This window comes from Roseburia rectibacter, assembly GCF_014287515.2.
In the GTDB taxonomy this organism is placed as follows: Bacteria; Bacillota; Clostridia; order Lachnospirales; family Lachnospiraceae; genus Roseburia; species Roseburia rectibacter.
The window spans coordinates 3340940-3356719 of sequence record NZ_CP092473.1 but is presented as its reverse complement, the minus strand read 5'-3'; the positions used below and the strand labels follow the sequence as shown (position 1 = coordinate 3356719).

Below are 15780 nucleotides of genomic sequence, written 5' to 3'. Positions count from 1 at the left end.
ATAGTAAAGCGAGCGTTTTACTCTAATAATTATGGGAGGTATCTATCAATGAGTCGTAACTCAAAAACTTCAGCTGCCCAGCAGCTTAAATTTGTAATGGAATGCCGCAAAAGCGGCAAAACCGATGCACAGTGGTGCATCGAAAACGGAATTCGTCCAGCTACGTTTTACAACTGGGTATCCAGACTCCGCACCCTCCCGTCATATTCCAGAATCTAATTGGAATGAATTAGAACTTCCAGTGCAACATCAGGATGTCGTATTACTGGATGTGGGACGGGAGTGAAATTTTTTCTGTAAATTTAGATCTTCTATGATAATTGATGCGGCTTGACAGCGGTTTCTGCTATTAAGCCGTTGTTTATTTGTAAGTACGTAATCATCCGTATCTGTCAGCAACTATATTTTTCTGATACACTCTTTTCATAACAAAGAAAGGAAACTGTATCATTATGAAAACAGATGAAAAAATCACGTTGTGGTCTGAAAGAATCCATGAATTTCAATTCAGTGGGCAGACTTGCAAAACATGGTGTCAGGAACATCACGTTCCAGTCTCTACAATGAATTATTGGATGCGCAAGCTGAAAAAATTGGACGAACAATCAGATACAGATATGATTTTTGCAAAAATGCCAACGGAAAAAGAGATTTCAAAGAATGAGACTTTGAATATCAGCCCGTCTCCAGTCCGCATTTTTATCACAAACGCTATTCGGATTGAAGTGATGCCTGAATGCCCGCCGGAATTTTTTCGTGTTCTGATCCAGGGGCTGAAAGATCATGCTTGATCTGGCAGGTGGCACAACCGTTTACCTTGCATGTGGAGCTACCGATCTGAGAAAAAGCTATCACGGACTGGCTGCAATTATCAAGCTAAAATTCAAACTTGATCCCTATTCGCGCTGCATGTTTGCGTTCTGCAACCGCAGGCGGACTTCTATTAAGATTCTGCAATGGGACGGATCCGGTTTCTGGATTCTGATGAAGAGGCTTGACAAAGATTCCTTTCACTGGCCGGATACTCCGGATGAATTACAGAAAGTGACCCTGAAAGAAATGCATTGGCTGTGTGATGGCCTTTCACTTACTCCGAAGGGAGCTTTTGAAGAAAGACATCCAAAGATTGTTGTATAAAGAACGGATTTGTCAATTCGCAAAAAGCACGAAATACTTGTGGATATCGGTATATATTCCTACACAGTAAAACGTTGATTTTTCTCGAACAGCTGGACTTTCTATGCTATACTGGAATTATCATATAAGAGTTTGGAGATTGCCGGATGGATCCGTTTTTTACAGAGGAACAGCTGAATAACATGAGCCGTGAAAACATGATGGAAGTTATGAGAATCATGCAGAATCAGGTTCAAAAAAAAGAGACCGAGGTACAGCTTCTGAAAGACAAGCAGAAAGAACTGGAATTTATGAACGCAATGCTTTCAGACCGTCTTGCGCTTGCACAAAGAAGACGTTTCGGTTCTTCCAGTGAAAAATACGCAGATGGATATGAACAGATGGATCTGTTTAATGAGGCTGAAGTCAATGCAGATATGGATACTGCTGAGATTGAAGAGGAAATCGTGATTCCATCGCACAAACGGAAAAAACGCACCGGCAAAAAAGAAGAAGATCTCTCTAATTTCGAAGTAACAGAAACAATCGAATATAAACTGACCGGCGAAGACCGCTATTGTCCGGACTGTGGAACAAAGTATAAAGTCGTCACAAAAGAAGTCGTAAAACGACTGAAATTCATCCCCTCCACCTTTGAAGTGGTTGAAGAAGTAACCTATGTATACAGTTGTCCAAAATGTGGTGCTATGATCCGGCCGGAAAAAGAGTTTCCGCTGATCAAGGGAAGCATTGCTACACCTTCGCTGGTTGCCGGAATCATGAATGCAAAGTATGTCAATGGCATGCCGCTGGCAAGACAGGAACGGGAATTCGCAAGGTATGACTTAAATCTTTCAACAAAAACAATGGCAAACTGGATCATCAGCTGTGCAGACCGGTATCTGGGACTGCTTTATGGGCAGATGAAGGAAGAATTCCTAAAGAGCAGATACATCCATTGCGATGAAACCAGGATCCAGGTGATTGATGAACCAGATCAGAAAGGATCATCTCAAAACTGGATGTGGGTATATCTGACAGATCATTACAGTGAAGCCCCACAGATGGTTCTCTTTGATTATGAGAGAACGCGTGCCGGATATCACCCGGTAAACTTCCTTGGAGATACATTTCATGGATATCTGACGTGTGATGGATACCAGGCGTATCATGGACTGAACGATTCCATCACCGTAACCGGATGCTTTACCCATGCGAGACGCCGTTTTGATGCTGCACTCACGGCATTAAAAAAGGATTTCACAAAGGAGCAGCTGAAAGAAACAGTTGCATATCAGGCAATGACGAGGATCGGAATCCTGTATAAAGTAGAGGAAATGATCAAAGATAAGACACCGGAAGAACGGTATCAGGAACGTCAGAAACAGTCACGTCCAGTGGTGGATGCCCTGTTTGAATGGCTGCATTCGATGGAAGATTCTGTAGACAGATCTTCCCTTATTGGTGATGCCATTTTATATACGCTGAATCAGGAAAACTATCTTCGCAGGTACTTGGATGATGGGCATCTGAGCATTGATAATAATAGTGCGGAGCGTGCAATCAAAAATTTTGCAGTAGGCCGCCGGAATTGGCTGTTTGCCAAGAGTATCCGTGGTGCAGATGCCAGTGCTGTTGTTTATAGTATCGCAGAAACAGCCCTGCTGAATGGTCTGAAGCCGTATGTATATCTTTCCTATGTATTAGAAGAGCTTCGTAAAATGGGACCTTTTCCAAAGCCGGATGATCTAAATCGGCTTTTGCCATGGTCAAATGAATTACCGGAAGGATTTCGAACCAAAAAGAAGAAATAAAATGTGCCGCCCGATGGGCGGCATGTTTTAAATAATCAAGGTACAGATGATTACGTACTTACGATCTTGTTCCAGTTAATGAATGATTACAAAGCAGGTTTGTCAATAAATGACAGACCTGTTTTTTGATTTTGGTCAAAATTGGCTGCCGTATAAACAAGTTCTTAAAATTTAAGAAAATCAAATGACAAACTTCTGATAATGTGCTACAATTGCCTCAAAGCATTATATTCTAATTATCTATCAGGCGTAAGCTATTCAAAAATCAGTTCAACACGACGCTGCAGACGGTCATCCAAGAACGTTTTGCAGGTCGCATACAGAATTTTCAATGCTTTTAATCACTATAAAAAGCAGGGAGAATTCGAACAGACAATATTCTCCCAAATACACAAAGGAGGAGAATATTATCGAAGGGAAAGAGAAAACTGTGTCACCGGACACAGTGCTGAAAAATTATTGGAATGGAAACGAGGAATTTGCAGATCTTTTTAATGCAGTATTATTTGGTGGCAGTCAGGTCATCAAACCATATGAGCTTGAAAATGAAGATACGGAAGCGTCTGTTTTGCTGGAACATCGGGATCATACGCAAAGTATTAAGGCAGTCAGGGATAATATCAAGATACAAAAAAAGTCGACGGTGTATGGAGTACAGTTTGTGTTGTTAGGTTTGGAGTCACAGGAGCATATCCATTATGCTATGCCGCTGCGAGTCATGGGATACGATTATGCCACCTATAAAAAACAGTATGACAGTTTGACAAGACAATATAAAGAGCATAAAACTGACATGGATGAACATGAATTTTTATCCAGAATGAAAAAGACAGACCGGCTGACACCGGTCATTTCGGTTGTGATATATTATGGTGAAAAGGTCTGGGATGCAGCAACGTCGTTATACGGTATTTTAAACATTCCCACGGAGATGGCGTCGTATGTCAATGATTATCGTATGCTTCTGGTCGAAGCCAGACAAAACGATCTGTATTTTCATAATGGAAACAACCGGGATTTATTTAACCTGTTTAAAATTCTGTTGGATCAAAATAATTCAATAAGAGATAAAAAAGAAAAAGCAATTGAATACACAAAGGAGCATGAAGTCAGCAATACGATACTTAAAACAGTGGCTGGAGCAGCCAACTGTAAGATTGATTTTGATGCATTGAAGCAGGAGGGAGGAAACAGTATGTGGAGTGTGTTTGAAGAAACAGCAAAAGAGGGTGAAGCACGTGGAATTATAGATACCTGCAGTGACCTTGGGTTGCCGGATGATGATATTTTAAATAGATTGCAGGTAAAACTGGATATTTCGCTGCAGGCGGCGCAGGAGTATCTTAGGATGTTTGGGAAGAAGACCGTATAAATGAAATAGAAGGAGTTGTAAGGAGGCGAAGTTCGCCTCCTTATTTTTGTGATAATAGATTATTCATGGAACTTGTATTCGATTTTGTAGTTAAAATGTAACTTGTAGATAAAAAGGTTTAGGAGTATAATATGTTTAACTACAATTACAGATGAAATAATGAGATTCAGTAGGCGAAGGGTAATAAGATGGAAGATCGTAAGAACAATCAAATTATAAAAGAAATGTATCATGGAGAAGAAAATCGTGATGCAAGCAGCAAAATCAGAGGTTTTTTGTTTCAGGATTTAGTTGCGATTAGTAAGTTGCTGGATGAAAAAACGGTATATGTTATACCCGAGTATATCGAGGATGTCTTTGTGTATACAGAGGATAAAACAGCATATGTTATTCAGGCAAAGTATTATCCGAAAGGGGACATTAAGGGGAAACATAAAGATATTATTCGTGATTTGTATTATCAGTATTTAAGGTTGGAAGTCAAAAAATATACAGAGAAAGTGATTCCTGTCTTGGCAGTATATAGTTTAAATAATATAACAAAACCGGCATTGTCAATTCTACAAGGAGAGGATTATATAAATGTAAATAGAGAAGAAAAGCCGGCGGACATAGAGAATCCTGAGAAATGGTTAGAGGATAATGTGTATTCCCCAAAAAAGAATGATGCAGCGACAAAACTATTTGAAAAATTTGCTTATAATGAATCAATGCGTAAATTTTTGGAGGCATATAAAATTGATCCAGAATATAAAGAGATAGAACAGTATCGAAAAGATATAGGTGATCAGTTAAGTACAATTCAGATTGATGGATGTGTAATTGAAGGAGAAAAAAGAAAGCTGATTTTGTTGGGATTGGCAATCCAGTATATTCAAAAAAGATACGATGAATCTATGGAGGGAGAGGAAAATTTTGAAAAAAGAAAGTGTAAGCGAACAGAATTTATTGAATATCTGAGACAAAAGATGTGTACGGAAACAGAAGAAACAATAGGAGCTTATTTACGTTTAATAGTCATTGAGTGTTGGGAACAAATTCAAAATGGAAGTGATCTTGTAGATGAAAAAGTGAGTGATATGTTGGAGTGCATCAGAGATTATACAGCACAGTGGTTATTTGAACTTGGGAGTAATGTACAGGGACAAAGGCAACTGTTGAATACTGTGAGCTCGCAAAATCAAAGTAAGCTTGAAAATTTTTGTGAAATGCCTATAACAAGGCGTCGCGAGATAATATGTGAGCATTATGATAGTATAAATGATTTTTTGAAATATTTATGGAAAATAATGATAGATATAAATTTTGAGATATTAAGTCAAGAAATAGAGACTACGGATGAACAAAGAAAAAGATTAATGCCTCAAACCTATATAAATAGTTATGAAAAGAATTATATCAGTTTAAAATTCCCAGGGGATAATGTTGTAGATGGAGTTATATTAGCTAATATATTAGGCGGTTCAACTAAAACTAAAATGACTGCTATATTTGGTCGTATGAAAGAATTTCAACCTCAAAAGTGGTATATGGAAGCCGGATATAGAGGTAAATATTTATATACGATGAATATATCAGATATAAAAAATTTAGATAAAGAAGGATATGAAGTTACCGCAACTGATCCAAATAAATTTGAAATCGAGTGTATGGAATGTATTGATGTTGACATGGATGGGTGGAATAAAATCGAAAAATGTAACGAGTGTATTTTTGATCATAAGTGTGTAAAGCTAAAGGAGAAAAAAGAATGAATTGGCAGTCTTGTTTTGAAAAGTATAAATATAAATCGTTGATATCAGAAGATAAAAATGAAAATGAAAAGATATTAATGGAAATGTTTTATGAAGATGGTAAGAAACCAGATGAATTACAACAGGTGTATTTAAGCGAAAAGGAAGATGAATTATTTATAATACTACAGATGGAACCAGATATGGATGCAAAAAAGTTATCCGATAAATGGGATGCTAAAATATTAGCTTTTATTAATTTTGGTGAAGATTACGGAACCGATCATGCATGGATAGAAAAAATAAAATATAACATCACACAAATCATATTACACAGAGAAAAACTACAAAATAAGGATTTGGAAAAATCAGTTGATATTTCCAGAAAAATATTTTTAAAGTGTGATGAAAATGGTGAATTAGAAGAAAATGAGAAGGTTCGGTTACCTTTTTTATATGATGAGTTTGAGACAATGGAAATTAAATTGGACCAGGATGATGAGTTAATGAAAATATTGCCGGATAAAAAAACGCTATCTTTTTTATATGAAAAGCGTAAAAAGATCGATGGACGCAGTGTGAAAACGAAAGAGGAGCGGCTAAGTTATACAGACGAAGAATTAGAACTTGTGAAAGGATGGATGATGTCAGAATGAATATTAAAAAAATAAAAATTATCAATTTTCGTGGGTTCAGCGAAGAAAAAATATTTGAGTTTGAAGGAAAACCATTTGTTATGCTGACAGCTCCAAATGGTAAGGGCAAAACATCAGTTATTGATGCGATTGAGTGGTGCATGACAGGTGATATAAAAAGACTGCATGAAGGATACAATGACCGCAATACAAATGTAACAGAGAGAAAACAGAACGCAGGAGCAATTTTAAAAAATAAGAATTATCCTGATGAAAAAACAATAGTAGAAATGCTGATTACTGCGGAAAATGAAGAGTATACCATTCATCGTGAGCAGGACAAGGATACGTTAGATGATACAGGCGAAATAAAGATAAATGATTTTACAGGGGAGCAGGCGGAAGAAGAACTGAGAAAATTGATAGATGTTAAGAATTTTTATAAGTATCATTTCTGTGATATGCAGAAAACATATCGTTTTTTAAGTAAGACCAGAGGAAATATAGATGCTGAGTTTTCGGATTTTGCTTCAGACTATACAGACGTGCAGAATGTGGTAGATAATCTTAATATATTTGAACAGGATCTTGGTTTCCGTATTGAAGAAAAAGAAGGCGAGAAACAAAGAACGGAAGAATCGGTTCAAAGACTGAGAGACAAACTGAAAGACTTCGAAAATGTTCCAGAGATCCTGCCATACGAAAAGGAAAAATTATTTGAAAATGAAAATACGGATATTGTAAAAATGACAACAGAGCAGCTGCAGGAACGACTAAGAAATTTGTATGCATGCGGATATCAAAGAGGAGTGCATTTGCTTGAGTGGAAAATTGCAGGGATGAATGCAGAAAAGCAAAAAAATGAACTTGAGAAATTAAAAAGTGAATTTACGATACATGAAAAAGAAATCAGACAGGCTGCAGAGAAGAAAGTATATCAGGATGACGTTTTAAAAAAAGCCGAAGCTGATTTCGAAAAATACCAGAAGAAAGAATTAACAGTGGTGAATTTAGAAGGAAATCGCCAGATGTTATTTCAGATAGAGAATAAAAAATTTAATAAAGAGTTTTGGGAGGAAACAGAAGAAAACTTAAAAGAATTAAAGAAAACGAAAGAGAAAATAAATAATGAGATTCAGATCCTGAGCAGGGGAGATGAAATATTAGACATTCTTACAACGCTTACCACAAAAAAAGTTGGATTGATCAATTATCGTTTGAAAATGAAACAGAAAAATCCGGAAGAAATTGTGTTGTGTCCAGTATGTGGGTCTGAAAAATTTGATCAAATTGCAGAAGATGATATTACAAAACAGGCACAGAGCTATCAGATAGAACATAGAGATTTAATTGAAACAAAAAAGAAAGAGTTAGATGGTATAAAAAAACAGGAAAATGATATTTTGGAAAAACGATTGAAAACAGCAAATATGGCACTGGAAGAAGCAAGAGATAAGGCTAAGAAAGAGCTTGATTTGGTGACAAATCTGTATAATGCTTCAAAAGAATATTTCACGGTTTTAGATAAGCTGCAGAAGGAAGATGCTGAAAAATTTGCATTGGAAAATATGTTATTACAAGAAAATATTGTTGCTGCTATTGCATTTGATGAAAGTAAAATTTTAAGCTCTGACGAAAAAATTGCAATAGAGACAGAAATCAACCGGATATCTGTGATGGTAAATGAAACGATTCAGGGAATGACTGATGAAAGCCGGTTGAATAGTTTTAAAACAAAATCTGTATATGCGCCAGATGGAATTACATATAATGAGGAACTTTTGAATAAAAAAATCAGTTCTGTAAAAAGTTTCCTTGATAATATGGAATATACGAAAAACAGTAATGATCAGAAAGCTTTGGATGAAAAGAAGAAGGCAATTCAAGAAGAAATTGATAATTATAAAGACCTTCAGAAAAATGTTAAAAAACGTAGACAAAATATCGTTGAACAAATGGATAAGATGAAGCAGGAAGAATTTGAGCAGGTTGGAACCTATTTATACAAATTATTTTGTAAACTCTCACGAGATGTACAGATTGAAAAGATTCAGATGCAGAGAGAAAAGGGCGAAAAAATGGCTATACTTGATGAAAGTAATAAACCGTTGATCAACATGTTTAGTGATGGACAACTGAGTGTGTTTATGCTCTCATATTTTTTCGGAAATATTTTCAGATTGCAGGGGAGTGAGAAATTTCCAGTTTATTTTATTGATGATATTACAAGTTGTATGGATGATATCAATATGCTTGCTTTCTTAGATCTTATTAAATATCAGCTGATGAGATCTGATAGACCAATGCATCAGATTTTTTTTGTAACATGTAATGAAAAAATCCAGAATTTGATTGAATATAAAATGGAAAATTGTGGGATAGTATATAAAAGAATTGGAATAGAGGAGTTTGCCGGATAAACATAATTCCTTCCACAGCCCTCTTGACAACCCACCCGCCTCAAGCGTATACTTAGCAAAGTAATCTAAAATCCAAAAGAAAGAGAGGTAAAAGTAATGATTAGATTAACGAATGTTACAATGAACGAACTGCATAATCATCATACAATTACCTCGGTTAATTCTGTTACGCTGGCATAAATTCATGCAAAAGTAAATAGAATGTTTTTTGACATACTTCCCGTGGTGAGATATGACACTGCGGGATTTTTTTGTGCTAAGGGGGCTGCTTGTGAAGCGTGCAGGCGGCTGTCAGAGTGGTGCGTCACGGTACAAAAATATGTCAGAGACCGGGGAATGTAAGAGGGGAAAGTAAGGAGGAATCACAAGAATTTATGAAAAAGTTACATACATATATCGGACATTACTGGTATGGGTATTTGTTCGCAATATGTTCCATGATTATAGCGACCGGACTGGATATGGTTTACCCTCAGATCACACAGAGGATCGTGGATGAAGTTATTACCGGCGGAAAAATGGAACTGCTCACTGGTCTTTTGGTGGGAATCGTTGCAGTCGGAGTCGGACGATGCATCTTTGGATACTGCAAAGAATTTTCATTTGATGTCTTAAGTTCAAAGATCGGTGCACAGATCCGTAAGGATCTGTTCCGGCACATTCAGACGTTGTCGATGAATTATTTTGATAATACGAATACCGGAGAGCTGATGGCGAGAGTCAAGGATGATGTCGACAAGATCTGGAATGCGATGGGATATGTCGGCATGTTGACGATCGAGGTCGTCATCCATGTGAGCATGGTGCTCTACTGTATGTTCCATCTGAACTGGAAACTGGCGCTGATACCGCTTGTGACGATGATCTCCTGCGGCGCGATCGCGATCATCATGGAGCGGAAACTGGATAAAATTTACGAGGATATCAGTGAGGAAAATGCGGTGCTGACCACGGTTGCGGAGGAAAATCTTGCAGGTGTGCGTACCGTAAAGGCATTTGCCAGGGAAAAATTTGAGATTGAAAAATTTTTGTCACATAACAAACGTTACTATGACTTGAATATAAGCCAGTCAAAGGTGCTGGTAAAATATTATCCGTATTTCCAGTTCGTGGGAAAAGCGTTGCCGGTTGCAATGACGATCCTGGGCGGTATTTCCGTGATGCATGGAAATATGACACTTGGGGCACTTGTTGCATTTGTAGAGTACAGCAGGAACTGCACCTGGCCGATGGAAATGTTAGGCTGGCTGACCAATGATCTGTCCTCTGCCGTTGCTTCTTACAAGAAGATCAAAAAGATTTACGGGGAGACAGCCATGATCAAAGACGGAGAGCAGCCTGTCGTATTAAAACCGGTCAAAGGGGATATTTCTTTCGAACATGTTTCATTTTCCATCGAAGGAAGAGATATTCTTTCCGATATCAATTTTATAGTTCCAGCAGGAGAAACGATCGGGATCATGGGTGCTACCGGTTCCGGAAAATCATCGATCGTCAACCTGTTGCAGCGTTTTTATGATGTGACAGACGGCGCAGTTAAAGTGGATGGTACGGATGTGCGGAAACTTTCGTTAAAACAGCTTCGCAGCAGTATTTCGGTTGTACTGCAGGATGTATTTTTATTTTCGGATACAATCGAGGAAAATATTAAGATGGGGCAGCGCAAGGTGATGCAGGTTGATGAGATACGTAAGGCGGCAGACTGTGCACAGGCAAAAGATTTCATTGAAAAAATGGATGAACAGTATGCAACGGTCATCGGTGAGCGTGGTGTCGGGCTTTCCGGCGGACAAAAGCAGCGTATCAGTATTGCGCGTGCGATCGCAAAACATGCGCCAATCCTGATTTTAGACGATTCTACGTCTGCGCTGGATATGGAGACGGAGCATGAGATCCAGAAAACATTAAATGAATTAAAAGATACAACGAAAATGATCATTGCGCACCGTATTTCTGCGGTCTGTCATGCAGATGAGATCATCTATCTGAAAGACGGAGAGATTGCGGAGCGCGGAACGCATCAGGAACTGCTTGCAAAGCGCGGTCTTTATTATGAGACTTACATGGCACAGTACGGCACGTTCTTAGGAGGGGAGGCGATGTAATGGCAGTCAATTCATATCGTGAAGATGAATTTATGGAAAATACCGACAAGAAAAAGATTATGCGGCGGCTGTTTTCCTATCTGCTTGCATATAAAGGCACGATTATTGCCGTGTTATTCTGTATGGGGGTTACGGTGGCGATTTCACTGGTAAACCCGCTCTTGATCGAGGAAGCGATCGATCACTATATTGCGCAGTCCGATCTGCATGGGCTGATTGGACTTGGAATTTTTGCACTCGTGTTAAACCTGATCTTTATTGTGATGGTAAAACTCCGGATGTATGCGATGGCGGTGATTTCCAACAAGATTTTACTGAAAATCCGTCAGGATCTGTATGAGCACATTCAGACGCTGTCATTTTCATTTTTTGACAGCAGACCGACCGGAAAAATCCTTGCGCGTATCATCGGGGATGTCAATTCTTTAAAAGATGTGCTGGTCAATGTGGTCACGACGATGGTGCCGGAATTTGTGACGGTAGTCGGGGTTGTCGTGATCATGCTGGTAAAAGACTGGCGGCTTGCGCTTGCATCACTCTCTACGATCCCGCTTATGATTGCGGGAATCTGGTTTGTACAGACGGCATCCCACAAACGCTGGCAGATTTTCCGGAAAAAGGCATCAAACTTAAATGCTTATGTGCATGAGGATATTGCCGGAATGAATGTGGTTCAGAGTTTTGCGGCAGAAGATGAGACACAGGAGATTTTTGAAGGACTGACGGACGAACATCAGAGATCATTTGTGGATGCGGTAACTTACGCTGACATGTTTGGCCCGGTCATTGATTTCTGCTGGGGATTTGGTGCGATGATGCTTTATCTGGTCGGCATCCGTTTTCTGGGATTTGAAAAAGTATCGGTCGGACTTCTGGTTGCATTCGGAACTTATATCAATATGTTCTGGAACCCGATCATGAACTTGAGCAATTTTTATAACAATCTTGTCACAAATCTTACGGCGGCAGAGCGTATTTTTGATATCTTAGATACCGACGCTGACATTGTGGACGCAAAGGATGTGACGGAACTGCCGGATATAGAGGGAAGTGTTGAATTTTCACATGTAAGTTTTACTTATGATAAGGGAACACCGGCGGAGACAAAGGTACTTTCCGATGTCAGTTTTTCTGTAAAACCGGGTGAGACGATCGCACTGGTAGGACCGACCGGAGCAGGAAAAACAACGATCGTTAATCTGATCAGCCGTTTTTATGACATTGAAGACGGCAAAATTTTAGTGGATGGTTACGATCTGACAAAGGTTTCCATTGAGAGCTTAAGGCGTCAGATGGGTGTTATGACGCAGGATAATTTTATCTTTCATGGAACAGTCCGTGACAACATTTTATATGGAAAATTAGATGCGACAGATGAAGAAATGATTGCGGCTGCAAAGGCAGTCAATGCGCATGATTTCATTATGAAAATGGAAAAAGGTTATGACACGGAATTAAAAGAACATGGGGCAGGACTTTCCATCGGACAAAGACAGCTCATCGCATTTGCGAGAACGATGATTTCCATGCCGAAAATCCTCATTTTAGATGAGGCAACATCCAGCATTGATACACATACAGAACTTTTAGTGCAGCAGGGAATCGAGGCGCTGCTTTCCGGCAGAACCAGTTTTGTGATCGCACACAGACTCTCCACGATTCAGAATGCGAACCGCATTTTTGTGATCGACCAGGGAGGTATTTTAGAACAGGGAAGTCCGGCAGAGCTGATGGAGAAAAAGGGCGCTTATTATAAACTTTATATGGCGCAGTTTGCAGGTCTGCAGGAGTAAAAAAATATTTGCTGCTCACACAGTACGTGTGAACGGTAGCAAAAACGAAACAGAAAATTTCTACAGGAGGATGCGATGTTTTTAACCACACTTTGTTATATCGAAAAAGATGACTGTTATCTGATGCTGCACCGGGTAAAAAAGGAAAACGACCTAAACCATGACAAGTGGATCGGTGTCGGCGGCAAGTTTGAAGCGGGGGAAATGCCAGAAGAATGTATGCTGCGGGAGGTAAAGGAAGAGACAGGTCTCACCCTGACATCTTACCGCCCGCGTGGCGTCATTACCTTTATTTCCAATGAGTGGGGCACTGAATATATGCACTTATTTACGGCAGACCAGTTTACCGGGGAGATGACTGACTGCGACGAGGGAGAACTTGTCTGGGTTTCGAAAAAGAAGATCAAAGACCTGAAACTGTGGGAAGGTGACAAAATATTCTTGCGGCTTTTGGATGAGTGTGAGGAATATTTTTCGCTGAAACTGGTATACGAAGGCGATACGCTGGTCGATAAAAAACTCATCATTGCCGGAAAAATTCAAAAATAACTGGAATTTTCCCACACAGTGTGTTATAATCCTAAAATGACTGTGATAGTCGTAGTACGCCCTTTTTTCCGAAAGACAGGCGAAACCCTTGAAAAACGGGGGTGCTCGACAGGAACATAGATTGAAATGAACGGAAAAAAGTACATCAAGTATTCATATAAAGTTTGAAGGAGGAAATGAGTAATAATGAGTGTACAGGTGGAAAATTTAGAAAAGAACATGGCAAAACTCACAATTGAAGTTGCAGCAGAGAAGGTAGAGGATGCGATCCAGGCTGCATATATGAAAGAGAAAGGAAAGATCAGCATTCCTGGTTTCCGTAAAGGTAAAGTGCCGAGAAAGATGATCGAGAAAATGTACGGAGCAGGCGTATTCTATGAGGAGGCTGCTAATACTCTGATTCAGGAGAATTACGCACAGGCAGTAGAAGAGAGCGGCGCAGATGTTGTTTCAAGACCGACTATCGAAGTGGTACAGATCGAAGCTGGCAAACCTTTCATCTTCACAGCAGAAGTTGCTGTAAGACCGGAAGTAAAACTTGGCAAATACAAAGGCGTACAGGTAACAAAGATCGATACAACAGTATCTGATGAGGAAGTTGCAGCAGAGCTTGAAAAAGAGAGACAGAAGAACTCCAGAACTGTTACTGTAACAGACAGACCGATTGCTGAGGGAGATACAGCAGTGATTGATTTCGAAGGATTCGTTGATGGCGTTGCATTTGAGGGCGGCAAAGGCGAGAATCATCCGCTTGAGATCGGTTCCCACTCTTTCATCGATACATTCGAAGATCAGTTAGTAGGAAAGAACGCCGGAGATGAAGTAGATGTAAACGTTACATTCCCGGAGAAATACCAGGCAGCAGAATTAGCAGGCAAGCCGGCATTATTCAAAGTTAAGATCCACGAAGTAAAAACAAAAGAACTTCCGGAGTTAAACGATGAGTTTGCACAGGATGTTTCTGAGTTCAATACATTAGAAGAGTACAAAGAGGACTTAAAGAAACACTTAGAGGTTCAGAAAGAGGACGAAGCAAAACGCACCAAAGAGGATGAGGCAATCCAGAAGATCATTGACAAATCTACAATGGAGATTCCGGAAGCAATGATCAAAACCCAGTGCGAGAACATGGTAAACGAATTTGCCCAGAGACTTGCCCAGAGCGGACTTTCCATGGAGCAGTACATGCAGTTCTCCGGTCTCACATTAGACAAATTAGAAGAGCAGGTTCGTCCGGAAGCTGAGACACGTATTAAGAGCAGCCTTGTATTAGAGCAGATCGCAAAAGACGAGAACATCGAAGTAAGCGAAGAAGAGATCGACGCTGAGATCGAGAAGATGGCAAAGGCTTACGGCATGGAAGCAGACAAGCTCAAAGAGTACATGGGCGACGCTGAGAAAGAATCCATGAAGAGAGATATTTCCGTAACAAAAGCAGTTGACCTTGTTATGGAAAACGTAAAAGAGAGAGCAAAGGCTAAGACAAAGAAAGATAAAGAAGCGGACGCTGAAGAGAACGCAGAAGAATAAGAGAGGCTTCGTCGAAAGCGGACAACATACAACAGACTGGCTCATTCGGGCCGGTCTGTTTAAGCATATAAGCAATAATTAAATTTTTATAAACAATATGGATTGGAGGAAAACAAAATGAGTTTAGTACCTTACGTCATTGAGCAGACCAGCAGAGGAGAGCGTAATTACGATATTTACTCCCGTTTATTAAAAGACAGAATCATTTTCCTCGGAGAAGAAGTGAATGAGACAACAGCAAGTTTGACTGTAGCACAGTTGCTTTTCTTAGAGTCAGAAGATCCTGGAAAAGATATCCAGTTATATATCAATTCCCCAGGTGGAATGGTAACAGCAGGACTTGCAATTTATGATACAATGCAGTACATCAAATGTGATGTATCCACAATCTGTATCGGACTTGCAGCAAGTATGGGAGCATTTTTACTTTCCGGAGGTACCAAGGGAAAGAGACTTGCACTTCCGAATGCGGAGATCATGATCCATCAGCCATCCGGCGGAGCAAAAGGTCAGGCTACAGAGATCCAGATCGCAGCAGAGAATATCTTAAAGACGAAAAAACGTTTGAATGAGATTCTTGCTGCAAATACCGGAAAACCATATGATGTGATCGCAGCAGATACAGAGCGTGATTACTATATGTCAGCGGAAGAAGCAAAGGCATATGGTCTGATTGATGATGTCATCACAAATCGATAGAATACGGAGAAACA

Annotated in this window: 13 protein-coding genes; all 13 read left to right on the top strand. The window is 39.5% G+C overall.

All coding sequences use genetic code 11. From position 1 onward, the window contains the following. The first annotated feature begins 48 nt into the window (after window positions 1–48). A complete protein-coding gene (gene tnpA / locus H8S51_RS18540; RefSeq protein ID WP_015559597.1) occupies window positions 49–219 on the top strand; it encodes an IS66 family insertion sequence element accessory protein TnpA in 171 nt (56 codons plus the stop codon). Window positions 220–452: 233 nt separating this feature from the next. Then, window positions 453–791: an IS66 family insertion sequence element accessory protein TnpA gene (gene tnpA / locus H8S51_RS15355; protein WP_006855327.1), complete on the top strand. Its 339-nt coding sequence runs from the start codon at window positions 453–455 to the stop codon at window positions 789–791. Beyond that, on the top strand, window positions 784–1137 hold the full coding sequence (gene tnpB / locus H8S51_RS15350; RefSeq protein WP_006855325.1) for an IS66 family insertion sequence element accessory protein TnpB: 354 nt from the start codon (window positions 784–786) through the stop codon (window positions 1135–1137). The genes tnpA (H8S51_RS15355) and tnpB overlap by 8 nt, the downstream gene beginning before the upstream one ends. 146 nt (window positions 1138–1283) lie before the next feature. After that, the gene (gene tnpC, locus H8S51_RS15345; RefSeq protein WP_241070763.1) at window positions 1284–2930 is read left to right on the top strand and encodes an IS66 family transposase; all 1647 of its coding nucleotides are present in this window, start codon (window positions 1284–1286) and stop codon (window positions 2928–2930) included. Between the two features lie 430 nt (window positions 2931–3360). Further along, the gene (locus H8S51_RS15340) at window positions 3361–4302 is read left to right on the top strand and encodes an Rpn family recombination-promoting nuclease/putative transposase (RefSeq protein ID WP_241070762.1); all 942 of its coding nucleotides are present in this window, start codon (window positions 3361–3363) and stop codon (window positions 4300–4302) included. A gap of 188 nt (window positions 4303–4490) precedes the next feature. Then, entirely contained in the window at window positions 4491–6056 is a 1566-nt protein-coding gene (locus H8S51_RS15335; RefSeq protein ID WP_186900579.1) for a hypothetical protein, read from the top strand. Next, complete coding sequence (locus H8S51_RS15330; RefSeq protein ID WP_006858223.1) at window positions 6053–6691, top strand: hypothetical protein; 639 nt, start codon at window positions 6053–6055, stop codon at window positions 6689–6691. Before H8S51_RS15335 ends, H8S51_RS15330 begins: the two co-directional genes overlap by 4 nt. Continuing rightward, complete coding sequence (locus H8S51_RS15325; protein ID WP_186900578.1) at window positions 6688–9090, top strand: AAA family ATPase; 2403 nt, start codon at window positions 6688–6690, stop codon at window positions 9088–9090. Before H8S51_RS15330 ends, H8S51_RS15325 begins: the two co-directional genes overlap by 4 nt. A 374-nt stretch (window positions 9091–9464) precedes the next feature. Beyond that, the gene (locus tag H8S51_RS15320) at window positions 9465–11195 is read left to right on the top strand and encodes an ABC transporter ATP-binding protein (RefSeq protein WP_186900577.1); all 1731 of its coding nucleotides are present in this window, start codon (window positions 9465–9467) and stop codon (window positions 11193–11195) included. Beyond that, window positions 11195–12988: an ABC transporter ATP-binding protein gene (locus tag H8S51_RS15315; RefSeq protein WP_186900576.1), complete on the top strand. Its 1794-nt coding sequence runs from the start codon at window positions 11195–11197 to the stop codon at window positions 12986–12988. Before H8S51_RS15320 ends, H8S51_RS15315 begins: the two co-directional genes overlap by 1 nt. 75 nt (window positions 12989–13063) lie before the next feature. Further along, complete coding sequence (locus tag H8S51_RS15310; protein ID WP_186900575.1) at window positions 13064–13537, top strand: NUDIX hydrolase; 474 nt, start codon at window positions 13064–13066, stop codon at window positions 13535–13537. A gap of 186 nt (window positions 13538–13723) precedes the next feature. After that, window positions 13724–15067: a trigger factor gene (gene tig / locus H8S51_RS15305; protein ID WP_186900574.1), complete on the top strand. Its 1344-nt coding sequence runs from the start codon at window positions 13724–13726 to the stop codon at window positions 15065–15067. A gap of 117 nt (window positions 15068–15184) precedes the next feature. Then, window positions 15185–15766 carry an ATP-dependent Clp endopeptidase proteolytic subunit ClpP gene (gene clpP / locus H8S51_RS15300; RefSeq protein ID WP_006858218.1) on the top strand — a complete coding sequence of 194 codons (582 nt, stop codon included), beginning with the start codon at window positions 15185–15187 and terminating at the stop codon, window positions 15764–15766. Window positions 15767–15780 lie beyond the last annotated feature (14 nt).

Excerpts from the sequence above, each read along its gene's own strand:
- H8S51_RS15330 (WP_006858223.1), top strand. The coding sequence starts at position 6,053 with ATGAATTGGCAGTCTTGTTTTGAAAAGTATAAATATAAATCGTTGATA.
- clpP (WP_006858218.1), top strand. The coding sequence starts at position 15,185 with ATGAGTTTAGTACCTTACGTCATTGAGCAGACCAGCAGAGGAGAGCGT.
- H8S51_RS15325 (WP_186900578.1), top strand. The coding sequence starts at position 6,688 with ATGAATATTAAAAAAATAAAAATTATCAATTTTCGTGGGTTCAGCGAA.
- tnpC (WP_241070763.1), top strand. The coding sequence starts at position 1,284 with ATGGATCCGTTTTTTACAGAGGAACAGCTGAATAACATGAGCCGTGAA.
- tnpA (WP_015559597.1), top strand. The coding sequence starts at position 49 with ATGAGTCGTAACTCAAAAACTTCAGCTGCCCAGCAGCTTAAATTTGTA.
- H8S51_RS15335 (WP_186900579.1), top strand. The coding sequence starts at position 4,491 with ATGGAAGATCGTAAGAACAATCAAATTATAAAAGAAATGTATCATGGA.
- tig (WP_186900574.1), top strand. The coding sequence starts at position 13,724 with ATGAGTGTACAGGTGGAAAATTTAGAAAAGAACATGGCAAAACTCACA.
- H8S51_RS15320 (WP_186900577.1), top strand. The coding sequence starts at position 9,465 with ATGAAAAAGTTACATACATATATCGGACATTACTGGTATGGGTATTTG.
- H8S51_RS15310 (WP_186900575.1), top strand. The coding sequence starts at position 13,064 with ATGTTTTTAACCACACTTTGTTATATCGAAAAAGATGACTGTTATCTG.
- tnpB (WP_006855325.1), top strand. The coding sequence starts at position 784 with ATGCTTGATCTGGCAGGTGGCACAACCGTTTACCTTGCATGTGGAGCT.
- H8S51_RS15315 (WP_186900576.1), top strand. The coding sequence starts at position 11,195 with ATGGCAGTCAATTCATATCGTGAAGATGAATTTATGGAAAATACCGAC.
- tnpA (WP_006855327.1), top strand. The coding sequence starts at position 453 with ATGAAAACAGATGAAAAAATCACGTTGTGGTCTGAAAGAATCCATGAA.